Below are 22,718 nucleotides of genomic sequence, written 5' to 3' on the forward strand. Positions count from 1 at the left end.
TCTCAGGCCAACAAAATAGTGCCGCACGAAGCTACACGTGGGACCGGAGGCTGCCAAAGGGCTTGTAGATTTGTACCTGGTCAGGCGGGCGACTCTTACAGCGCGAGACCGTCACCAGCGCACCACGATGCGCTGGAGCCTGTCCCTTTTCGTACTTCATCCCTTCCGAAAACGTTATCCCGACTTGTCCTTTTAAACAGAACAATGGGCGCCCGGCATAATGTGATCCGGGATTGGACAAACATAAGGCTCGTTTTGCATGGCGGTTCGCCACTCTTCCCTTGCCCTCGCTAAAAGCTCTGGCGAAGTAGCCAGATCCAAACCAGTGGCGGCCAAGGCTTTGGCGGCATGCACCATCGCTTTATGAGCCGCAGGGCTTCTCCCCTGTGCTACCACCTGCCACGTATGTGGGTTGGTTCCGATTGCCCAAGTCGGAGCCCAGCATTGTGCGGTCGGAGTAACGCGGCTCACGTCACCGACATCTGTAGACCCTGCACGGAAGTGAGATTGGCCTTCGAAAGCGCGCAGGCCCGTATGCAATGGTGTTGATCCATCGATTTTTTCGTTAGAGAAGACATCGCCCTTGATTTGGTAGAGTTTGATGCTGCTTCTGATTGCCTCCTGCGTAAAGGTCGCCTGGATTTTACGGGCGAACTCCATGTCTTCCTCATCGAATGGCACCGGCCCAATGGCCACCAGATTTTCGTGGATTGCGTTTTCGAGCGTGAGGTTTGGCAGCAGGTTAGTGGCGGCGGTATCGAACACGATCTCGACTTCAGTTCCGGTCATCATCGCGGCACCGCGCGCGACCTGATCCACGCGCTCCGCCAATGCTAGAACCTGGGACATTTCAGGTGCGCGAACGAGATAAAGCACCTCTGCTTTAGCCTGGACAACATTAGCGGCGCGCCCACCCGCATCGGTGATGGCGTAATGCACGCGGCAATCCTGCGGCATGTGCTCACGAAGAAAATTGACGCCGACATTCATCAGTTCGACAGCGTCAAGGGCAGACCGCCCAAGATGAGCGGCGTTGGAGGCATGCGCTGCTGTGCCCTTGAACCGGTAGTAATATTCTAGCACAGCGAGATTATTCGTCGATCTAACGCCATTGAATGGTGCGGGGTGCCAGGTGAGCGCAGCGTCCACATCGTTGAACGCACCTGCCCGCACCATGAAGGTCTTGCCGGAACCGCCCTCCTCTCCAGGGCAACCGTAATATCGGACGGTGCCCGGCAATCCCTTAGCTTCTAGATATTTCGCCAGCGAAATTGCCGCCAGGAGCGAACCAACCCCCAACAGGTTATGGCCACAACCATGACCGCTGGCACCTGGTTCACCTGCCTTATGCTCATCTATGTCCGCAATCTGGCTCATCCCTGCCAGAGCGTCATATTCGCCAAGGAAGGCGATGACGGGCTTGCCATGGCCGTATTGGCCGACAAATGCGGTTTCCATTCCCGCGATGCCTTTCTCGACGGCGAAGCTATGCTGTTTCAACGCCCCGACAAGGAGATCAACAGATTTGTATTCATCATATTTCAGTTCTGCCAGATCCCATATTTGATCACTTATGGATGTAAAATTAGGAGCTAGGTCGTCGATCGATTGCGTTAGTGATTTCAGGGCTGATTGATCTGGCATGCTGTTCCTCGAGACAAAGCGAAACCGGCACCGCGCATCGATGATGGCAGAGGGCTTCTGTGCATATGAAAGGCACCGCTTATTCGCGGTGCCTAATGACTGGATTATTTACCGACCGACACTTCCCAAAGCCGCGCGTTGGATTGCCAGACCGGCTGACCCTCAAGCGACTTGGTCGCTCCCCAAACGTCGATCATGTCGTAGAGGAAGATGCCTGGCATATCCTGCAACATGAGCTCGTGGAACTGGTCGAAGATTGCCTGACGCTTCTGCTGGTCGATTTCCGCATAAGCAGCCTTCATCAGTTCGATCGCCTTCGGATTATCCCACATGAGCGAAGCGTTCTTGTCCTTATCGCCCACATAGAAGCTGTACATCAACGCAGGATCGAGACGGGGTGCGACGGATTGCGAAATGATCTGGTAATTGCCAGAGCGGCGGCGATCAACCTGCGTTGCATAGTCCAGAACTTCGATCTGCACGTTCAGACCGATCTGCTGCAACATCGCCTGAGCGATGACGGCTGCCGGAAAGCTGGGTACATTGCCACGCTTGTTGGCGATGATGTTGATTTGCTCACCCTTGTAGCCGGATGCTTCGAGTTCCTTTTTCGCCGCATCAAGATCGTAAGGAAGACGCTTCTTCTGTGTCTCGCTGAAGTAGATAGAGTCCGACGCCACCATCGAGCCGTTGGCCTTTCCGGTACCATTGGAGGCCGCAGCAACAAGCTCGTCCATGTCAAGCGCCATCGCGATTGCACGGCGAACCCCGGGTTTGCTCATGACGGGGTCGCGGGTCTGGATGTAGAAGAGGTTTTTGCCGTTGTTCTGCGAAATAATGACCTTGGCCTTTTCGCTCTTCTCAAACTCCGGAATGAGATCAGGCGAGATTTCCGCAGTGTCGAGCACACCCGATTGGAGACCTGCCTTCACAGTGGATGCATCGGGGATGACCATGAACTTGATGCCATCCACCAGTGGTCGCTTCGAGCCGACCATGCCATCCGGTTTGCCGTCATTGGCCGGAGACTGGTACTCATCGAACTTGGCCAAGTGGATGTATTCGCCCTTCTTCCACCCATCCCATTTGAACGGACCAGTTCCGATTGGCTTATCGAATGCACCTTCAGCGTTGAGGGAGTCTTTCGAGATCATGCCTGTGTAGCCGCACTCCGGCCGCGCCATCAGGCCGAGGAAAACCGCGGAGGGCTTATCGAGCGACATCGTGACGGTATGCGCATCGACAGCCTTGATCGCTGTCACCTTCACCGTACCGCCGTCGAAATCCTTGATGCACGTCCACTTCGTGGCGGGGTCCATGTATCGGTTCCAGTTCCAAACGACGTCATCCGCGGTCAGCGGCTTGCCATTGTGAAACTTGACGTTCTGGCGAAGCTTGAATGTGTATGTCAGACCATCGCTCGAGGTTTCAACACTTTCCGCCAGCAAAGGCTTTACTTCGCCGTTGTTGGCGTAGCCCACGAGCCCTTCGACGATATGAAGGATGACGCCATCCGTATTCCCATCCCGGTTAACGCCGGGGATGTTGCTGCGAAGATCCGAGCTCTGCGCAATCACGATATCGCGCGCGTGGGTCGCGCCTGAAAGCGCCATCAATATAGTTCCAGCAAGAAGTAAGCTTTTCATGTTCTACCCTCTGTTATTGTTGGTTTTAATGCTGTTGGCTCAAGCTCGAAAATCATCCCAGCAGACGCGCGAAAGGCGTCCGATGGTTTCAAGAGACACGGTGTATCCCGGTGTTCCATCCGGCATTTCCTGCGGCACCTGGTCCGTAAAAGCGGTGATGATGTAGAGCGGTTGACCATCGCTGTAGACGATTCCTGCATTCATCCTCCCGCGCTTTCCTGTGCCGCCCTTATGAGCGACGACCGTGCCGAACGGCAGACGTGAAGGGATAGCGTATCGCAGAATCTGATTTTTCAGCGTCTGCAAGGCGTAGGCACTCAATTCTTGAGAAACGCCCAGCCGCTTCGAAGCCTCTTCGGAACCCTGAGCATCGAGAATCGACTGGAGCAGGAACATTTGATCGCGCGCCGTTGTCGTCGTAACGGACTTCAAGGAATGATCGGGAGACAGAGCGAGCGGCGGGATCAGAAAGCGGTGATGCGTGCCTTCCATGCCGATTGCCCTGCAATAGCTGTTCACTTCCTCCAGCGTCAGGCGCTCGAAGACCATCTTGGTGCAGACATTGTCGGAAAGCACCATCATGCCGGTGATGGCATCGCGAAGCGAGATCACGATGCCCGGCGTAAGATAGCGAAACATTCCGCTTGCGACTTCTTCGGCAAAGCGCGCCTCGTAGACAATCTGCTCATCCAGATCGAGCCTGCCTTCTTGGACCGCGCTCAGGGCAGCCATCATGATCGAGGTCTTGCGGGTGCTGGCAGACGGAGTTTCCTCATCCGCTCCGCGTTCAAATATCTCGCCATTGCGCAGGTTCTTAATGCTGAAGCGCGTGACGAATGGCTGTCCGTTACAGATCGCGTTCAGCCTTTCGGCGGTTGATCCGAGGTTGCCGGATGTCATGGGTGCTGTATTCATCGTCACGCCTCCAAGCGCCACTTGAGTTTCACGCCGCCGGTCTCGTTGAGATCGAGCGCGGGGATTGCCGAGAGAAGGCGCCGGGTGTAGGCCTGCTTCGGCATGTCGAAGATCGTGTTGCGGTCACCTTCCTCGATGATCCTGCCGTCCTGCATGACGATGACGCGATCAGCGACCTGTTCAACGACGCCGAGATCGTGGCTGATAAACAGGCAGGAGAAGCCATATCGTTTCTGCAAATCGGAAAAGAGCGAGAGCACCTGCGCGCGAACGGTCACGTCCAGCGCCGAAACGGGCTCGTCGGCAATGAGGAATCGTGGTCGTCGCGCAATCGCTCTGGCAATGGCCACTCTCTGCCGCTGTCCGCCCGAAAGTTCATGCGGATAGCGAAGGGCGAATTCGGCGTTGAGACCAACTTCTTCCAACGTTTCGTAGGCGCGCTTCATCTTCGCCACCCGGTCTATTCCGGGAACGAGACGCAGCGCCTCTTCAACGAGAGCAAGGATCGTCATGCGAGGATCAAGCGAGGAATAGGGATCCTGAAAAACCATCTGGCAATTGAGGCGATAGTCGCGCCAGTCCTGATCGCGCGTGCGCCCCTGGAAAAGAACCTCGCCTTCAGTCTCCTTGACCAATCCGGCAATCGTGCGTCCCAAGGTCGTCTTGCCAGACCCGGAACCGCCGACCAGAGCCACAACTTCGCCTTCATGAATGTCAATCGAGACTCCATGCAGTGCGCGTTTTGGCTCGCCCTTCTTGAGAAACGACTTCCGTCCAGGATAATCCACGACGATGTTGCGGGCCGAAATCATCGGTGCGGATATCGTATCGATAGGCCTGACTTCACCGCGCACGGGCAAGGATGACAGAAGCTTGCGCGTGTAAGGGTGCTGGGGGAGTTCCAGTATCTGCTCAGTCGTACCGGCTTCAACGATGGAGCCCTTTTCCATAACGACGATCCGGTCTGTGTAGCGGGCCACCATCGGTAGGTCATGGCTGATGAGAAGGACTGCCGTGCCTTCTGCCTTCGTCAGTTCCACCATCAGTTCCATGACATCGCGCTGAATGACCGCATCGAGCGCCGTCGTTGGTTCATCGGCAATCAGCAACGCCGGTTTTAAAAGCATGACGGATGCCAGCATGATGCGTTGGCGCATGCCGCCGGAGAACTCATGTGGATAGGACGTCAGTGCTCGCTCAGGATCGCGAATGCCGACACGTTGCAGCATGGAGAGAATTTTCTCGCGCCTCGTGGAGGCTTGATCCTGCGTGTGCAGTGCGAGCCCCTCCTCCAGTTGCCGTCCAATCGTCATGGACGGGTTGAGCGAGGTCATGGGCTCCTGAAAAACCAATCCAATCTCCGCACCACGCAGCGTGCGCAAGTCCTTTTCACTAATTGCGGTGATGTCGCGGCCCTTGAAGATGACCGTACCTGCCGTCTTGCGAATGACGGGCGGCAGCAGAGAAACAATCGCCCTTGTCGCAAGAGATTTTCCCGAACCGCTTTCGCCGACGATGCCGAAGATTTCACCCGGCGCGACATCGAAGCTGACATCCTTCACCACGCCGACATCGCGACGGACGATTTCCAGCGAAAGATTGCGGACGCTGAGAAGCTTTCCTTCAGTCATTTCAAACCTCTCATGCGTGGGTCGAGTTTATCGCGCAGAGCATCTCCGAGAAGGTTGATGCCAAGCAATGTGAGTGCGATGCAGAGGCCGGGGAAGAGTCCGAGCCAGACAGCCTGTTCGATGAAAGGCCGACCTGCAGCCAGCATGTTGCCCCATGTCGGTGCGGGAGGCGGAACACCGAGACCGAGGAAACTCAAGGCACTTTCCGAAAGGATGGCCCAGCCGAACATCGAGGTTGCAAGTACGGTAATTGGGGCAAGGCAATTGGGCAGGATGTGTCTGAACATCGTGAAGATTTCGCCATTGCCCATCACGCGGGACGCTTCGACGAATTCGCGTTCCCGCAATGACAGCACGGCTCCTCGAACGACGCGCGCCATGGACGGCGTGTATGCGATGCCCAGCGCGAAGATGATGCCGTATTGATTTGCGCCGAACACCGCGAGAAGTCCGAGTGCCAGCAAAATGCCGGGGAATGCCAGCAGTGCATTGTTCACGGCCATGATCAGGCCATCGATCCAGCCACGGGCATACCCGCTGATGAGACCGATCAACGTACCAGCCACAACGGCGAAACCGACCGTAAGGCAGCCGATCCAGACACTTGCTCGTGCGCCGACCATAAGGCGGCTGAGTACATCTCGCCCGAACTCATCAGTGCCGAGGAGATGCAGTGAGCCGGGAGAAGCCAGTTTTGCCGTGAAGCTCAGCTTCATTGGATCGAAAGGCGTCCAGAAGAGGCTCAGGGCTGCGACGATGAGCAGAGCAGCGATCAGAACGCCGCCGATCAGGCCATTGAGAGAAACCTGTTTCATTCGGCCACCACGCGCGGATCAAAGAGGGGATATAGGAGATCGACAATCAGGTTGACGACCACATAGGACATGGCGACGAAGAGAAGGCAGCCCTGAATGACGGGGTAGTCGCGTTGGAAGATGCTATCGACCATCAGGCGACCAAGGCCCGGAATGGTGAACACCGTTTCGATGACGGCGATGCCGCCAAGCAGATTTCCAAGGATCAGGCCGATCATCGTCCATGTTGGACCGAAGGCATTCTTGAAAGCGTGCCTCCAGAGAACCGCCCGCTCCGAGAGTCCCTTGGCACGGGCATGGGTGATGTAGTCCAGCCGCAGCACTTCCAGTGTGGAGGCGCGGGCCATGCGGATCAGAACCCCGGCCTCATGGATGACAAGCGTCATGATGGGCAGGATCAGATACAACAGCCCGGACACGAAATCATCCGAGAGAGACACATATCCCAGCACCGGCAGCCAGCCGAGCTTCAGTCCGAAGAAAAGAAGCAAAAGCAATCCCAGCCAGAAGGTCGGGATCGAAAGCAGCACTGTCGCCGTGCCGATCAGTACGAGGTCCGTGGCGCTGTTCTGGCGCCACGCCGCTATGACACCGGCTGGCACCGCGATGAGGCTTGCCAGAATGACCGCGACCACGACGATCTCGGCTGAAACCATGAAGCGCGAAACAACCAGCGGAAGCACCGGCTCCTTGTTCACGATAGACTGGCCGAAATCACCGCTCAGCACATTGCCCGCCCAGACGAAAAACTGCTGCGGCAGTGACGTATCGAGGCCAAGTTCAGTGCGCATCTCGGCAATTTGATCTGGTGTCGCCATGTCTCCCAGCATCAGAGCTGCCGGATCACCTGGGATGAAACGAATAAGAGCGAAGACTGTGATTGCGACGATCAACAATGTCGGGATCGCCATCAGCAATCGATGGAATATGAATCTTATCATCGGTTCCCCTGAACGCGATTGGCGGGACCGGATCTACAAAGTCACCGGCTGTTATGTTTGAAACTATGACGGATCAAAAAAATGAGCGCAATATTATGCATTATCTTCATAGGCTAATGCATATTTTGCAGACGCAGGTGCGCGTTGAGTTTGATCTGTGGCGCGGTGCTTAACAGCTAGAGCAATGCTTTTGTGAGATTTCGATTTGGCGCTTGAGCGCGTCCATCAAGGCTTTTGCTGCCAGAGAAGCAGACGTGCCAGAGGGGGTTGCGAGCGCAAATTCCTGCTTGGTGACCGGAACGAATGGGCGCTGCACGATAGGAAGGTTTTGGTAGAGATTGGCAAAAAAGCTGCTCAATATGGCAACTCCCAAACCGTGAGCCACATAGGAGCAGGCCGAACTGTTGGTATGAGTCTCGATTTTCACGTTCTGCCTCACGGCTTCGCGCGCAAAGGTCTGATCGAGCAGCATACGTGTCGGCCTTTGCCGACCGATGAGAATAAGCGGCACCCCACGCAGGTCCCGTGCACTAATTTCCTTCATCGACGCAAGTTCGTGACCTTCGGGCAGAACGCAAACGCTGGTGCCTGATGCCACAATTTCCATATCGATCCCAGGTAAAGCGGGATGTTCGTTGCGCAGAAAGCCGAAATCGATGACCTTCTGCTCAACCAGACGTGCGATGTTGGATGTCGTCTCGAAAAAGGTTTCGATCCGGACCGACGGGTAATCACGCACGAATTCCTTCATCATCGCGGGCGCGAAATTTTCCCACATGCTGCTGGGAAGCCCTACCCGCACCAGTTCTGGCCCTTTTGCACCGCTGCGGAGATCTTCCGCCAGTCCTGAAAACCTGTTCAATCCAAGCAGGATCGTTTCGGCATCCCGCGCCAGAATACTGGCTTCAGGCGTTGGGATAAGTCTGCCCTTATCTCGATCAAAAAGCCTCAGTTCCAGATCGGTCTCTAACTGCTGAAGGAGACGGCTCACGCCGGACTGGCTAAGCCCCATGCTCTTGGCGGTAGCGATCGTCGACCCTGTTGCAAGCAGGGTTTTCAGAACCTCAAGCTGCCTGAAATTGATCATGCTTTCGCCACTCCCTCTCCCGCCGATATGAAAACGCTTAAGCCCATTCCCGGATGTAGTTCAAGAACGGCAGAGCGATTTTCGGAAGCGGGGAGAGTTCGGAACTGACGATTGCGTAATCGACGGAGATGGTCGGTTCAAGCGGAACGAATGCCAGTGGCAAGGCCTGATATTCAAGCGCCAGCAATTCGCTGACGATTGCGATGCCCAGCCCTTCCGCCGCAAGAGCGCAGCCGCAACCGACGGAATGCGCTTCGATTGCCGGGCGGCGGCGAAGTCCTGCGCGATAAAAGATCGCTTCCAACTCATGACGGACGGCCCGCTCCCGATTGAGAAGTATCAGATCCTCGGTCTTCAATTGTTCAACGTTGATCTTCTCCCGACCGGCAAGCGGATGGCTCTTACGGAGAACACAAATATTACGCGTCGGCATGACGTGCTCTTCGCGAAGTCCCGGCGTCGGCGACGGCAGGCGCGTGAAACCAAGATCGACCGCCCCTTCCGCTACCATCCGTTCTATCGCAAGATAATTCCCAGAGGCAATTTCGATTCTGACGGGACCTGCTTCGGCCAGAAATCTCTTGATCAGACGCGGCACAAGCGTTGCGGAAAGGCTCGCAGGAAATGCTATCCTCAACGGGATTTCCGTCGAGCGTCCCTCTTCCAGTTCCTGCGCCGTTATTTTCAGAGCCGTAAGCTTGTCCGCAATGGCGCGGATTTCCGGTCCTAGCTTCAACCCCTCACGCGTCATCGAAAGTCGGTTCTTATCCCTGTCGAACAACCGAACACCGAGGTAGATCTCCAACTGATGCAGAAGTCGGCTGGTGTTGGATTGAGAAATACCGAGATCAACGGCAGCGGCAATGGTTGAGCCTGTGGCCGCAATCGCTTCGAAGGCCTGAATATGCTTGATGCTGATCTGAACGTCGCCCGATTTTTTCAGTCTCATTCTCCCGGATAACGTCACCCGTCATTTGCATAAGATTGCGCCGATAGACCTGCCCGTTCATCAATGCAGCTCTCTCCGAGTTTTGCAAGGAAGCGCGTCAATGACAACCGTTCTCGAAAAGATTGCCCGACAGGTCATTGCAAGAACGTCCTTTTCAGCAATCGCAATAGAGCGGGCGGAAGACGCGATTGTGGATACTATCGGCTGTATGATTGCGGGCAGGAATGACGCTGCCCCACGGTCTGTGGCCGCAGCTTTTCGTGACGAGATCAATGAAATTGGCGCATCGCTGGTTTTCACAGGAGGCCGCGCATCGCGCTCCATCGCTGCCCTCATCAACGGCACTGCCGCCCACTGCCTCGATTTCGATGACAATTTTCATCCCGCACGCGCCCACGCATCAGCGGTCCTGGTGCCAGCGCTTCTCTCCGTCGCGACGAGCAGCGACGAGTTTTCGGGCCACATGATGGTCAGAGCATATCTTGCCGGGCTGGAAGCGCAGGGATCCATTGGCTTCGGCGTCATCCCCTCGCACTATAATCGGGGCTGGCACGGAACCTCGACAATCGGCTGCGTCGGAGCCGCCGCAGGTGTGGCCGTCCTTCTCGGACTTGACGAAGCTAAGATAGCAAACGCAATGAGCCTCGCCACAAGCATGGCCTCGGGTCCAAAAGGACAATTTGGCACCGGAGCAAAACCCTTTCACGCAGGCATCGCGGCGCGAAATGCGATCGAGGCCGCGTTACTTGCCCGATCGGGTTTGGGCGGCAGGCTCGATATCCTCGAACGATCGCAAGGCTTCCTCGATCTCTTCGGAGGCAACGAAGCGACGGGGTGGGCGGACCTCACATGGAACGAGGAGCACATCATCGAAACCCGCGGTCTGGTCACGAAACTTCATCCATGCTGCGCATCCACTCACAGAGCCATTGACGCGGCGTTGGACCTTCAAAAGAAATACGGATTTTCGCTTGATGACATCGAACGGATCGATACAAAAGTTGGAAGATCTGCATTTGACAACCTTCCCTATGACGATCCTACCGATGAAATGCAGGCGAGGTTTTCCATGCATTACTGCTTGGCTGTCGCGCTCTCGGGCGGAGGACTATCACTCCGTGATTTCACTCCTCAAGCTGCTACGCGGCAAAGTTTCCGAGCCCACATGGCGAAGATCAGTATTACTTCTTACAGCGCAGAAGAAGAGCGCGGCGTTGAGCGCCTACCGCATCAAGTCCATATCTCGTTAATGGATGGCCGGAGGTTCTCCACCGAGCGCCTTCACGCCAACGGCTCTATAGTCGCACCTTTAAATGGCGGGCAGAAGCTTGCAAAACTTGAAGATTGCTTGCGGTGGGCAGGACATTCCAGGGCGCTTATCACCCACTCCGAATTGAAAGCAATTTGCTCCGGAAAAAGCGTGAGGACCGTCTGCGATGATACGTTGCAACAATTTTTTAGTTTGTCCCGAATTTAAACCATCACCTATGTGCCCTCTTGAGGCACGAAGCGGAAATTATTCCTGCGCCCACGCCCGGTTGACTAAGCCCAAACCCAATGCAAAAAGGTAGCAACCAATGTCGCTCGCGATGGAAAAACAGATGGGATTTCAAGACTTTTCCAACAAGCAATTTCTGAAATTCAAGGTTTCCCAGCCGAGCAATTTTGAGCGAATTTTCAACCAAAATTCAATCAGCGCCGCAATCATGGTCCCTAGGCAAATGATCGCGCACCATAACTAGCGTATCGGTTTGCCGGTGGGCGGTTCGTGATACCTCCCGATAGCCACATTGCTCGGCAAGGCGGAGGGATCGCCTGTTTTCAGGTGCAATGATGCACGCAGACGTACGCGGTGCTATGGATCTATCAAGCCATTGCAGCGCAGCGATCAATGCCTCTCGGGCATAACCTTTTCCCTGCATTGCGGAGGTAAGAACCCATCCACCTTCAGGCACGCCCTTCAGTTGAGGAAGGCCGGCGCGGTGCCAATCCGCGAAACCCATCTCCCCTACGAAATCACCGGTCTTGGTCTCACGAATAGTCCAATAGCCATAACCAACCAGCGCCCAGAGGCCTCTATAACGTAAAAGGCGCTGCCAAACCTCATCGTCAGTGGAAGTACGGCCTCCGATATAGCGGACGACATCGGGATCGCTCCAGAGCTGAACCATGTCCGCAAAATCAGACACTTCTGGCAACCGCATCGTAAGACGATCGGTCAAAATGACATTCGGGGCTTCATTTTGCGTGGCAAGTGCGTCCATCGAACCTCAGTCGTCATCAGCTCTTACATTATCTGGTCGCGTCAAACTAAGTTGATACCGAACATATTGGAAGAGACGCTTGCACGGATCGGAACGTCAACGGCGGCCAAAGGCGGCTTGGTGGAATATGACCAGAGTTCCAGGCAATCTGCGATCGACGAGTGATCCGGCAGCCGCGAAGAGGAGGCGAGTTGACGTCAGAGAAGTTGGCGAGCAGTTACAGTCTTTTGGCAGCTATCCGTTCGCCTGCGGAATGCATTCATGCGCTCCCCTTATCAGTGTCCCTCGTAGACGCCACATAGCGCTGTCGTTGAACCACGCTGCATTATCAAGGTAGGTGTAAATTCCATAGATAGGAATAACGAGGCTTCTATGACCACCGAACGTGACAATCCTGATTTGCACGCAGCAATCAACGAATTGGTCGGCAGATTTTATGCCGCGTTCGACAACCGCAGCGGACGGGTCATTAACGTGCGAGGGCTGCGGGAAATGTTTCTTCCTGAGGCAGTCATCGTGCGAGCCAATGCTGCTGAGGTGGAAACGATGAACGTGGATACGTTCATCGTACCGCGCGAGCGGATGCTCAGCGACGGCTCGCTTATCAACTTTCATGAGTGGGAGACTTCAGCGACCACCCAGGTCTTGCGTGGCATAGCCTGCCGCCATTCGACCTACGCAAAGAGTGGAATCTTCTCGGGCGAACCCTACGGTGGAAGCGGCGCAAAGCTCATTCAGTTGGTGCGGACTCAGAATGCTTGGCGCATTGCCGCCATTGCATGGCAAGATGACTAACATGTTCGTGCGGTGAAGCTGGTCTAAGAACGCTCGGACTGCTGAACAAACGGCTCATAATGGCTTGGTCATTCCCTCCATTAGAGATTTTCGCGTCTTCTCGTCTGCCGGGTAAAAGCATTCCAGCGTCAGTTCTGCGAGCGTAACGTCCACCGCAGTGCCGAACACGGTCGTTGTTGACAGAAACGACATCACGCCGCGATTTGCTTCGCTGCGAATGGAAAGCGTCACGGCAATGCGCTGGGTAGAGCTTGGCGGGCGGCGACTAGCGGGAAAAGGAAAGCCGGAGAGTTCGGTGTGGAGCGCTTCTAGTACCGGGTCAGCAGATTGATCGATGTCTCTTCGAAGTCGTGACAAAACATGGTGACGCCATTCGGCGAGGTTCAAAATGCGTGGCGCCAGCCCCTGTGGGTGGAACGTCGCTCTCAACACATTTACGGGAGGCCTCAGCAGCCTCTCATCGATGCCGATCAGCATCTGACGCGCGGCATCATTGGCAAGCACTAAGTTCCAGTGCCGATCGACGGCCAGCGCCGGAAAGGGCGCATGCGCTCGCAACACTGCTTCCACGGCAACCAAAGCGTTTTCCATGTCTGGAGAGGAGAATCCACGCTCTTCATAGATCGGGGCGAAGCCCGCGGTACGCAGTAGTTGATTTTGCTCTCTCAGAGGTAAGCGAAGTGCTTCCGCAAGACGCAATAGCACATGGCGGCTAGGAGACGCACGGCCGCTTTCAATGAAACTGAGATGGCGAGTAGAGACCTCCGCTTCGCCCGCGAGATCAAGCTGGCTAAGTCGGCGTCTTGCCCGCCACATTCTCAATGCCTCACCAAGGGTCGTCGATATTGCGCTCATTTGGCGGAGACTAACGGTCTGGATCGTCGAAGTCATTACCTCGGAGGTAATCGTCTTCGTCCAGCGGCTGCGGCATTCTTGGTTCGTCATCTAATATGGAGGCGGACAATGACAAATCCCGAATTGCTGGCCAGTGAGTATCTCGCGCTCTGGAATGATCCTGACGCCACATCACGCGACCAGAGACTGGCCAACGCCTGGACACCGGGAGCTCGCTACGCCGACCCGATAATGGCAAGCGAAGGTTGGGAGGGCATCTCTACAATGATCGCAGGTGTCCGGGCCCAACTCCCTGGCCACACCTTTACACTTCGGGGCGAACCTGACGGGCATGGCTCATTTGCGCGGTTCTCCTGGACGCTCTCAGGCGAGGACGGAAGGCTGATCGCCACGGGGACCGACATCATCCGCACAACGCAGGACGGTCAAATCGAAGAGGTCATCGGGTTCCTCGACAAGGAGTTCGTATGATGCCGGCATTTGTTTCACGCGGAGACGGGCATTTTCTTCACGTCAGCGATTGGGGTGATGGTCCGCCCGTGCTCTTCTTGGCTGGATGGGCTATGGACAGCCGAATTTGGGGTGAAACTAGGCTTCGTCTCAATGACGCAGGTCTCAGGACCATCGCTTACGACCGAAACGGACACGGTCGTTCTACCGATCGGGCGACTTACTCTTACGACGACTTGGCCGACGATCTCGCTGAGGTGATGAGGTCTCTCCACCTTTCGAACGTGACGCTTGTGGCGCACTCCGGCGCCGGCGGCGAAGCAATACGCTACCTTTCGCGGTACAATGGCAACCGGATCAAAAGGCTCATTCTAGTGGGTGCAACCGGGCCTAGAGTCATTGGCGTCGGTGGAGTAACTCCGGAAATGGTGGAAAGGCTGTGCGGAGAACTCACCTCCAACCTGTCGGGCTGGATCGACGCCAACATCGACCCCTTCGCTCCCGGCGCCCATAGACGCGTCAAGGACTGGATGGGCTCAATGGCTATGGATTGCTCTCGCCGGGCTTTGGTCGCTTTCCAACAGACGATCGCGCTGAGTAACCTTTCGGCGGAAGCCCACGACTTGAAACTGCCAGTCACGATAATCCACGGCGACTGCGACGTCTCCGCGCCGCTGGAGTCCAGTGGGCGCGTGTACGCTGCTACGATACCCGGCGCGGAACTTGTCGTTTACGAAGGGGTGGCACATGGAATTATGGTCACGCACGCTTCAAGGCTTGCCAACGACATTAGCGGCCGGGTGTTGGCATGATCAAGTCTACCTCTGATCCGGCACCCCGCAGGTATCAACTATCAGCGCCCTCACGGATTCCGATCCGAAGAGTGTCACGCAGATATACTTTGCAAGGCGCTACAAACATTACCGTCCTGTTTCCGGAGGCGCTAAGATGACCTCGCACACACAGCCTGAAACCTACGTCATCACCTTCCACGTTTTACCTGAGCAAGTTGGCCGCTTCCTCGCCCTTCTCAACCCGGTACTAGACGCAATGCGCCATGAGCAGACGTTTGTGCGATACACGTTGCACGTCGATCCGGAGCGGAGCAACGTCTTCCAGCTTCATGAAACATGGACAGATCGGGCGGACGTGCTCAAGGTTCAGCTAAATCGGCCCTATCGAGCGGCTTTTCATGAGAACATCGATGCTCTGCTGGTGGAGCCGCGACAAATTGCAATATGGACCGTTGCGAGGTCTGCCTGACCATCTACTCTCGCCAGGCAGGCCTGTGCCCCCCCTCCCGCTGGAGGCCTGCGCCGGGGGCCATCACTGGTGTCGCGAGATTAGAAAGCTGGGCCAGGATGTGCGTCTTAAGGCCCCTGAGCACGTCAAGCCTTTAGTGAAGCGTCAGAACAATGATGCCGTCGATGCTGAAGCGATCGCCAAGGCTGCTTCTCGACCCACCATGGAATTTGTTGCCGTCCCACTACATCTTCCCTGTGGCTGATAATCCACTGATATCATCCGCAAGACGCACTTCAGGATTGAACCCAGCTTACACCCGCTCCAGCGCGACCGCGATGCCCTGCCCCACGCCGATACACATAGTGGAAAGCGAGTAACGCGCGCCGGACAAGGAAAGCTCAAGCGCTGCCGTGCCGGTGATGCGGGCGCCGGACATGCCGAGTGGATGGCCGAGCGCGATGGCTCCACCGTTGATGTTAACGCGCGGGTCGTCATCGGCAATGCCGAGATCCCGCAGCGTCGCTAGGCCTTGGGAGGCGAACGCTTCGTTGAGTTCGATGACGTCGATCTGCTCCTGAGCGAGGCCGAGGCGGGCAAGCAGCTTCTTGGTTGCCGGTGCGGGACCGAAGCCCATGATGCGCGGGGGAACCCCTGCCGTCGCGCCACCCAGAACGCGGGCGATGGGGGTCAGGCCATGCTTTCTGGCAGCAGCTTCGGAAGCGATGATGAGCGCTGCCGCGCCGTCATTGACGCCGGAGGCATTGCCAGCGGTCACCGTGCCTCCTTCAATCTTGTTGACCGGCTTCAACTTGGCGAGCGCTTCCATCGATGTCGCACGCGGATGCTCGTCGCGATCGACGATCAGCGGATCACCCTTTTTCTGCGGCACGCTCACCGGCGTGATTTCTTTAGCAAGGCGGCCATTGGCCTGGGCTTCAGCGGCCTTCGCCTGGCTTCCCACGGCAAAGGCGTCCTGATCCTCGCGGGCGATATTGAAGTCGATCGCGACATTATCGCCAGTTTCAGGCATCGAGTCGACGCCATATTGCTTCTTCATCATCGGGTTGATGAAGCGCCAGCCGATGGTGGTGTCATAGATTTCCACGTTGCGCGAAAAGGCAGACTCCGCCTTTGGCAGAACGAACGGCGCGCGGCTCATAGATTCCACGCCCCCCGCAATCATCAATTCAGCTTCGCCCGACTTGATCGCCCGAGCGGCGGTAATGACAGCATCCATGCCGGAACCGCACAGGCGGTTGATCGTGGTGCCTGTAACCGAAACCGACAAACCTGCCAGCAGCAACGACATGCGCGCAACGTTGCGATTATCCTCCCCCGCCTGGTTGGCGCAGCCATAGACGACGTCATCGACGGCGTCGAAATCGACGGTCGGATAACGTGCCATCAGCGCCTTGAGCGGCACTGCGCCGAGATCGTCAGCACGAATAGATGACAAGGATCCGCCGAAACGGCCGATGGGCGTGCGAATATAAGCGCAGATAAAGGCTTCGGTCATTGATTTACTCCTTACAGCGCCGGAACCACGAGGTCGTCGACATGGCCATCGATATGGAGCTTCGCGCCCGTCATGGCTTGAAGCTCATCCATAGTCATGGCTGCAAGCTTCTCTCGTACGACGAATTTGCCATTCACAATGTCGATCACTGCATGGCTAGTATAGACGCGCGTGATGCAGCCGACGCCAGTGAGGGGAAAGGTGCAACGCTCGACCAGTTTCGGCTTGCCGTCCTTGGTGACATGCTCGGTGATGACCACCACCTGTTTTGCGCCATGGACAAGATCCATCGCGCCACCCACGGCAGGCACGCCCTTGGAGCCGACACGCCAATTGGCAAGATCACCATTTTCAGCGACCTGATAGGCCCCAAGGATCGCCACATCCAGATGCCCGCCCCGCACCATGGCGAAGCTGTCGGCGTGGTGGAAGAAGGCCGCACCGGGCTTCAGCGTGATGGCCTTTTTCCCGGCATTGATGAGATCCCAATCCTCTTCACCAGGGGGCGGCGCTTCACCGAAATTCAGGACGCCGTTCTCCGTATGGAAGATCGCCTCGCGGCCCTTGGGCTGGAACTTTGCGACCATTTCCGGGAAGCCGATGCCGAGGTTTACATAGGCGCCGTCGGCAATATCCTGAGCGGCCCGCCAGGCAATCTGGGCGTTGGAAAGCTTGATGTCGTCGCGAGTATCAATCATGGGTGCGTCACTCATGCGTATGCCACTCCTGCTCGGATCAACGCTTCTTCCTGTTGCGGATCAGCCACTTCCACGACCCCATCGACAAAAATGCCTGGCGTGATCACCTGCTCCGGATCGATCTCTCCTGGCGTCACGATTTTCGACACCTGCGCGACGGTCCTTTTGGCCGCCATGCACATCAGCGGATTGAAATTGCGCCCGGCCAGACGGTAGGTGAGATTGCCGTGGGTGTCGCCGAGATGCCCCTTGACCAGCGCTATATCGGCCTTCAACCAGCGCTCCTGCACATATTTGCGACCGTCGAATTCGGCGATCACCTTGCCGTCAGCAAGTTCGGTACCGAAACCGGTCGGCGTGTAGAAGGCGGGAATGCCGGCACCGCCGGCGCGAATGCGCTCGGCAAGCGTACCCTGCGGCACCAGTTCCAACTCGATTTCGCTTGCGAGGTAGCGATCTGTAAAGGCCCGCGGATCGGATGAACGCGGAAAGGAGCAGATCATCTTCTTGACCATGCCAGCATCGATCATCGCCGCGATGCCGATACGGCCATTGCCGGCATTGTTGTTGATAACCGTGAGCCCTGAGGGCTTACCCGTTTCCTTGACGCGATCGATAAGAGCGTGAATGAGCTCGATGGGCGCGCCCGAGCCACCAAAGCCGCCGATCATTAACGTTGCCCCATCTTCGATATCAGCCACAGCATCCGCCAGGCTGTGTATCCTCTTATCCATACCGTTGTCCTCCAGCGACCTGTCATTTGGCCCGCTCAAGATTCAGGTAAATCCCAACTCGGATCGACATCAAGCCTATTTGTGCGATATAGTATGTTTGTTCGATTATCGCACAATATTGAAGGAGGCGGCACATGGCTGTGAGTGGACGCGACATGATGGGTGGCCTCGCCAAAGGGCTGAGCATTATCGAAGCCTTCAGCGCCGAACGGCCGAAACTGTCTATTTCCGAGGCGGCGGAGATCGCCCAACTGGATCGTGCGACAGCAAGACGCTGTCTTTTGACGCTGGCCGAGCTCGGCTACGCCGCCTATGATGGAAAATTCTTCACGGTCACACCAAAGGTACTTCGACTTGGAACGGGGTGCCTTGCTTCAATGCCACTGCCACGCATCGTGCAGCCCTTTCTCGATCAACTGTCGGAAGACATCGGACAAAGCACATCCGTTTCAATCCTCGATGATACCGAAATCGTTTATGTCGCACGTGCCGCCCAGCGTCGCGTCATGTCGATTGCCCTGATGCCAGGGTCGCGGCTGCCCGCCTATTGCACCTCCATGGGGCGGGTCCTTCTGGCTTCCCGATCACTGGAAGACCGCCGCGCCTTTCTGGAGCGCTCCGACATCGTTGCACGCACGCCGATGACGCTTACTGATATCGATGCTCTCATGGCTGAAATCGAAGAGACCGCCGCTCGTGGTCACGCGATGATCGATCAGGAAGTCGAGATCGGTCTGCGCTCGCTGGCCGTGCCGCTGAAGAGCGCCCGGGGCAAGACAATCGCCGCCCTCAATGTCGGTGTCGCCGCCTCCGCAGCTTCCATGCAGGATTTGGTCGAGCGCTATCTCCCTGCGCTGGGTGCAGTACAGGCGGAGTTGAAAGGGCTTCTGGTTTAAGCGCGCCGTCACCCGTTATAAGGGCAAGCCGACGTAGTTTTCGGCAAAACTTGCCTGCGCACGTGGTGAGCTCCGTAGATAGCTGAGTTCTGCCACCTGCATTCGTCGCTCAAAAGCTCCCGTTTCGGGGAAACGATGCGTAAGGGTGGTGAACCACCAGGAAAAGCGCTCAGCCTTCCAGACGCGCCCCAGCGCTCGCGCCGAATAGGTGTCGATCCCCGCGCCCGAGCGCTCAATGTAGAATTCCGCCAGCGCTTGACCCAACATGGTCACGTCAGACACTGCGAGATTGAGGCCCTTCGCTCCAGTCGGCGGCACGATATGGGCAGCATCTCCGGCAAGGAACAGTCGGCCATAGCGCATCGGCTCGGCAACAAAGCTGCGCAGCGGCGCAATGCTTTTTTCAAAGGAAGGCCCGCGCTGGAGCCGTGCTCCGAGATTGGGTCCAAGCCGCACGGCCAGTTCATCCCATATACGTTCGTCCGGCCAGTCTTCCAGCCGCTCGCCCATGTCGCACTGGATGTAATAGCGGCTGCGCGTCATGGAACGCATCGAGGCAAGCGCGAAGCCGCGCTCGTGACTGGCATAGACGAGTTCCTCGCTGACAGGCGGACGCTCGGTGAGAATGCCGAGCCAGCCGAACGAATAGACACGCTCGAAGATGCGCAAAACATGGTTGGGGATCGCCTGGCGGCTGATGCCATGAAACCCGTCGCAGCCGACCACGAAATCGCAGTCGACCCGGACCTCCCCGGACGGCGTACCGAAGGTAACGAAGGGTTTTTCCGCTTCTATATCGTGGAGACCGACGTCGCTCGCTTCGAAGAGGATCGTCAGACCCCGCGCCTCGGCGGCTTCGAAAAGGTCGCGCGTCACCTCCTGCTGGCCATAGACCGTAACGCAAGCACCGCCCGAAGCCTGTTCGAGATCGATGCGAAAATCATCGCCGTCGGCGGACAGATGCGTGCCGGAATGGCGCAGCCCTTCCTCGCGCAAACGCTGGTCCAGCCCAAGGCGGGACAGGCAGTCCACTGTTCCCTGTTCCAGCACCCCTGCCCGCACCCGTCCCTCCACATAGGCGCGCGTCTGCCGCTCGATCACCACTGTCTCGATGCCCGAGGCATGGAGGAGATGAGCAAGGATAAGTCCGGCGGGACCGGCTCCGACGATAGCGACTTGCGTGCGCATGATTGTCTCCTAACTGGCTTAGCGTCGCTTGGCGGCGCTGCTGGATGGGGGGAACGGGACGGTCAGGCGGAAAGACTCTCACGGAGCTTGTTCTTGCGGATTTTGCCGGTGCTGGTACGGGGCAGTTCCGTGACGATCCGGAAATGTTTCGGCACCTTGAAGCGGGCAAGCCGCGCCTCGCAATGGGCACGAAGTTCTCCCTCCGCGTCTTCCCATCCTGGTGACAGGATAACGAAGGCATGCCCCGCCTCGCCCCAGCGCGGGTCCGGCACACCAATAACGGCCACCTGGAGGACCGCTGGATGTTCGGCGAGGACGCTTTCGATTTCTACCGGATAGACGTTCTCACCGCCCGAAATGAACATGTCCTTTCGGCGATCGACAACGGTCACGAACCCATCGGCATCTCGAAGTCCAATGTCGCCGGTGCGCAACCAGCCATCCGGCGTGAAGGCGGCATCGCGCTCTTCCGGTCGGTTCCAGTAACCGGGCGTGACATGCGGCCCTTTGACGATGATCTCGCCAGCGGTCCCGTCCTGCACCTCCCGGCCCTCGGCATCGACGATGCGAATGGCCGTGGCCGGTCCCGCTTGGCCGACCGCGCCGGCATGATTGGAAATCAGCGCTGGATCGAGCGGCATGCCAAGGATCGTTCCGGCCTCGGTCATTCCGTAGCCATCCACCATGGCAACGCCACGCTCCAGCCACCAACGGATATTGGCAGGCGGGTTCGGAGCGCCGCCGGTGAAAAGCGCAGCGAGCGACCAGTTTTCCGGCTGGAAACCATCGGCATCCTTCAACGCCGTCGCCATCTGCGGGACGCAGAAGTAATGGGTGATGCCGAGCGCGCGGTCCGCAAGCCGGGAATTGGTAACGACCGGATCGAAGCCGGATGAGACCAGCACCGTACCGCCCTGAACCAATGGCGGCCAGACGGAGGTTACCAGGCCAATGACATGGAAGAAGGGCGATTCCGCGAGAAAGACCGACTCCGACGTCACCTGCCCCAGCACACCGAAATTGACGCCGGTGAAGAACAGTGTCTGGGGAGTTAGAATGACGCCCTTCGGCACGCCGGACGTTCCGGAGGTGTAGAGAAGGACGCAAGGCCGGTTGGCATCATGCGGAGAGCCTCGTTCGCCTGCCGCCGCACTTTCGCAACGCGCAGTAAACGCCGCGATATCAAGCAGTCTTGCGCCGTCCGGCACCGCGAAACCTGCCGACGATCCGTCGACGAGGATCAGTGCGGGGGTACAGTCGATGAGAATAGAATCGATCTCGGCAGCCGCGAGCCGCCAGTTCAGTGGCGTGAAGATAAGGCCGGACCGCAGACAGGCCTGCTGCGCAATCACAAGATCGGCGGAGTTGCGTGCAATCGACGCGAGCCTGTCACCCGGCCCAAGGCCGAGCGTGTCGATCGCCGCTCTTGCCTGCTCGATCGCCCGGTCGAGGCCCCGATAGGTCCAGCGCCTCCCGGACGCCAGATCGACAAGGGCGAGTTTTTCCGGGCGCGCCTGCGCATGCAGGCCCACCGGATCGGGGGCTAGCCAGTTATGCATGATGTTGGTCCTCCTCCCAGTAAAACCTCTATCAGCTGTGGATTTTACTCTTGTCGTAAGAGCCGAGACCCGGTTTGTAGGTCTTCTCGTCGATGAACTGGCGGATGCCCTCCTTGCGACCTTCACTGTCGTAGGAATTGGCGGCTTCCTGGGCGCGCACAAGATAATCCTCAGCCTCGTCATACGTCATGACGCCGACGCGGCGCACCGCATCCTTGGTCGCCTTAAGGGCTACGGGGTTCTTGGCCAGCAGGACCTTGGCAACCTCGGCCACCCGGTCCTTCAGCGAGGCAAGCGGCAGGCTTTCGTTGACGAGGCCCCAGGCAGCGGCCTTTTGACCGTCGATCGGCTCACCAAGCATGGCGTGATACATGGCCTGACGGAAGGGCATCAGCTCCACTGCTACCTTCGTTGCGCCACCGCCTGGCAGAATACCCCAGTTGATCTCGGAGAGACCAAACTTAGCCTCATCCGCTGCAAAGGCCAGATCGCAGGCGAAGAGCGGACCGTAACCGCCACCGAAGCACCATCCATTGACCATCGCAATAGTCGGCTTCTGGTACCAGCGCAGACGACGCCACCAGCCATAGCTCTCGCGCTGGCTCTGGCGCACGCCAGCCAGACCCTTGGCCTCAGTTTCACGGAAATATTCCTTGAGATCCATGCCAGCCGTCCAGGCTGTGCCTTCGCCGCTAAGGACAAGAACGCCGACATCCTCGCGGAACTCCAGCTCGTCCAGCACGTCCAGCATCCGGCGGTTCAGCTCGGGGCTCATCGCATTGCGCTTTTCCGGACGGTTGAAACGGACCCAGGCGATGCCTTCGGCAATATCGACGGCGACGACGTCCGTCTTGTTGCTAGTCTCGGTCATGAGATTGGTTTCCTTTTAC

22 protein-coding genes are annotated in these 22,718 nt (G+C 57.4%); 6 read left to right on the forward strand and 16 right to left on the reverse strand.

What is annotated here, in order from left to right; all coding sequences use genetic code 11:
• Nucleotides 1-192: 192 nt before the first annotated feature.
• From ACTJKV_RS14975 to ACTJKV_RS15010, 8 genes are all read right to left on the reverse strand, one after another.
• Nucleotides 193-1,644, reverse strand: coding sequence for a M20 family metallopeptidase (locus ACTJKV_RS14975; protein WP_440599007.1), 1,452 nt, complete (start codon nt 1,642-1,644; stop codon nt 193-195).
• Nucleotides 1,645-1,748: 104 nt separating this feature from the next.
• The gene (locus tag ACTJKV_RS14980) at nt 1,749-3,290 is read right to left on the reverse strand and encodes an ABC transporter substrate-binding protein (protein WP_113265123.1); all 1,542 of its coding nucleotides are present in this window, start codon (nt 3,288-3,290) and stop codon (nt 1,749-1,751) included.
• A 39-nt stretch (nt 3,291-3,329) separates the two neighbouring features.
• A complete protein-coding gene (locus ACTJKV_RS14985) occupies nt 3,330-4,190 on the reverse strand; it encodes a serine hydrolase (protein ID WP_440599129.1) in 861 nt (286 codons plus the stop codon).
• A 17-nt stretch (nt 4,191-4,207) separates the two neighbouring features.
• A complete protein-coding gene (locus tag ACTJKV_RS14990; protein WP_116493325.1) occupies nt 4,208-5,836 on the reverse strand; it encodes an ABC transporter ATP-binding protein in 1,629 nt (542 codons plus the stop codon).
• Complete coding sequence (locus tag ACTJKV_RS14995) at nt 5,833-6,651, reverse strand: ABC transporter permease (protein WP_062599723.1); 819 nt, start codon at nt 6,649-6,651, stop codon at nt 5,833-5,835. The genes ACTJKV_RS14990 and ACTJKV_RS14995 overlap by 4 nt, the downstream gene beginning before the upstream one ends.
• Complete coding sequence (locus tag ACTJKV_RS15000) at nt 6,648-7,592, reverse strand: ABC transporter permease (protein WP_111846531.1); 945 nt, start codon at nt 7,590-7,592, stop codon at nt 6,648-6,650. The genes ACTJKV_RS14995 and ACTJKV_RS15000 overlap by 4 nt, the downstream gene beginning before the upstream one ends.
• Before the next feature lie 169 nt (nt 7,593-7,761).
• On the reverse strand, nt 7,762-8,676 hold the full coding sequence (locus tag ACTJKV_RS15005; RefSeq protein WP_062600543.1) for a LysR family transcriptional regulator: 915 nt from the start codon (nt 8,674-8,676) through the stop codon (nt 7,762-7,764).
• 40 nt (nt 8,677-8,716) lie between these two features.
• Entirely contained in the window at nt 8,717-9,628 is a 912-nt protein-coding gene (locus ACTJKV_RS15010) for a LysR family transcriptional regulator (RefSeq protein ID WP_112957053.1), read from the reverse strand.
• A 100-nt stretch (nt 9,629-9,728) separates the two neighbouring features.
• Here ACTJKV_RS15010 and ACTJKV_RS15015 point away from each other — a divergent pair, with 100 nt between their 5' ends.
• Nucleotides 9,729-11,105 carry an MmgE/PrpD family protein gene (locus tag ACTJKV_RS15015; protein WP_440599008.1) on the forward strand — a complete coding sequence of 459 codons (1,377 nt, stop codon included), beginning with the start codon at nt 9,729-9,731 and terminating at the stop codon, nt 11,103-11,105.
• 211 nt (nt 11,106-11,316) lie between these two features.
• Here ACTJKV_RS15015 and ACTJKV_RS15020 read toward each other — a convergent pair whose 3' ends face one another.
• Entirely contained in the window at nt 11,317-11,892 is a 576-nt protein-coding gene (locus ACTJKV_RS15020; RefSeq protein ID WP_112358086.1) for a GNAT family N-acetyltransferase, read from the reverse strand.
• A gap of 372 nt (nt 11,893-12,264) precedes the next feature.
• On the opposite strand from ACTJKV_RS15020, the gene ACTJKV_RS15025 reads away from it, so the two are divergent.
• Nucleotides 12,265-12,687, forward strand: a complete 423-nt coding sequence (locus tag ACTJKV_RS15025) for a hypothetical protein (RefSeq protein ID WP_062424489.1) — start codon at nt 12,265-12,267, stop codon at nt 12,685-12,687.
• Nucleotides 12,688-12,741: 54 nt separating this feature from the next.
• Here the strand turns inward: ACTJKV_RS15025 and ACTJKV_RS15030 are convergent, their stop codons facing one another.
• On the reverse strand, nt 12,742-13,632 hold the full coding sequence (locus ACTJKV_RS15030) for a helix-turn-helix domain-containing protein (protein ID WP_440599009.1): 891 nt from the start codon (nt 13,630-13,632) through the stop codon (nt 12,742-12,744).
• A gap of 18 nt (nt 13,633-13,650) precedes the next feature.
• On the opposite strand from ACTJKV_RS15030, the gene ACTJKV_RS15035 reads away from it, so the two are divergent.
• From ACTJKV_RS15035 to ACTJKV_RS15045, 3 genes are all read left to right on the forward strand, one after another.
• Nucleotides 13,651-14,013, forward strand: coding sequence for a nuclear transport factor 2 family protein (locus ACTJKV_RS15035; protein WP_111846535.1), 363 nt, complete (start codon nt 13,651-13,653; stop codon nt 14,011-14,013).
• Entirely contained in the window at nt 14,010-14,804 is a 795-nt protein-coding gene (locus tag ACTJKV_RS15040; RefSeq protein ID WP_112358084.1) for an alpha/beta fold hydrolase, read from the forward strand. The genes ACTJKV_RS15035 and ACTJKV_RS15040 overlap by 4 nt, the downstream gene beginning before the upstream one ends.
• A gap of 136 nt (nt 14,805-14,940) precedes the next feature.
• Nucleotides 14,941-15,255, forward strand: coding sequence for a putative quinol monooxygenase (locus ACTJKV_RS15045; protein ID WP_113261157.1), 315 nt, complete (start codon nt 14,941-14,943; stop codon nt 15,253-15,255).
• A 292-nt stretch (nt 15,256-15,547) separates the two neighbouring features.
• Here the strand turns inward: ACTJKV_RS15045 and pcaF are convergent, their stop codons facing one another.
• The 3 genes from pcaF to ACTJKV_RS15060 are packed head-to-tail and all read right to left on the reverse strand — an operon-like array spanning nt 15,548 to nt 18,185.
• Nucleotides 15,548-16,753 carry a 3-oxoadipyl-CoA thiolase gene (gene pcaF / locus ACTJKV_RS15050; RefSeq protein ID WP_113261156.1) on the reverse strand — a complete coding sequence of 402 codons (1,206 nt, stop codon included), beginning with the start codon at nt 16,751-16,753 and terminating at the stop codon, nt 15,548-15,550.
• Nucleotides 16,754-16,764: 11 nt separating this feature from the next.
• On the reverse strand, nt 16,765-17,466 hold the full coding sequence (locus ACTJKV_RS15055) for a 3-oxoacid CoA-transferase subunit B (protein WP_272865800.1): 702 nt from the start codon (nt 17,464-17,466) through the stop codon (nt 16,765-16,767).
• Nucleotides 17,463-18,185, reverse strand: a complete 723-nt coding sequence (locus ACTJKV_RS15060) for a 3-oxoacid CoA-transferase subunit A (protein WP_440599010.1) — start codon at nt 18,183-18,185, stop codon at nt 17,463-17,465. Before ACTJKV_RS15060 ends, ACTJKV_RS15055 begins: the two co-directional genes overlap by 4 nt.
• A gap of 134 nt (nt 18,186-18,319) precedes the next feature.
• On the opposite strand from ACTJKV_RS15060, the gene ACTJKV_RS15065 reads away from it, so the two are divergent.
• Complete coding sequence (locus ACTJKV_RS15065) at nt 18,320-19,081, forward strand: IclR family transcriptional regulator domain-containing protein (protein WP_113180463.1); 762 nt, start codon at nt 18,320-18,322, stop codon at nt 19,079-19,081.
• 15 nt (nt 19,082-19,096) lie between these two features.
• On the opposite strand, the gene pobA is transcribed toward ACTJKV_RS15065, so the two are convergent.
• From pobA to ACTJKV_RS15080, 3 genes are all read right to left on the reverse strand, one after another.
• Complete coding sequence (pobA, locus tag ACTJKV_RS15070; protein WP_113261154.1) at nt 19,097-20,269, reverse strand: 4-hydroxybenzoate 3-monooxygenase; 1,173 nt, start codon at nt 20,267-20,269, stop codon at nt 19,097-19,099.
• A gap of 62 nt (nt 20,270-20,331) precedes the next feature.
• Nucleotides 20,332-21,828, reverse strand: a complete 1,497-nt coding sequence (locus ACTJKV_RS15075; RefSeq protein ID WP_440599011.1) for an AMP-binding protein — start codon at nt 21,826-21,828, stop codon at nt 20,332-20,334.
• Between the two features lie 31 nt (nt 21,829-21,859).
• A complete protein-coding gene (locus ACTJKV_RS15080; RefSeq protein ID WP_113261152.1) occupies nt 21,860-22,699 on the reverse strand; it encodes a p-hydroxycinnamoyl CoA hydratase/lyase in 840 nt (279 codons plus the stop codon).
• Between the last annotated feature and the right edge of the window lie 19 nt (nt 22,700-22,718).

Source organism: Agrobacterium sp. 22117 (assembly GCF_052045735.1).
GTDB classification, from domain to species: Bacteria; Pseudomonadota; Alphaproteobacteria; order Rhizobiales; family Rhizobiaceae; genus Agrobacterium; species Agrobacterium cavarae.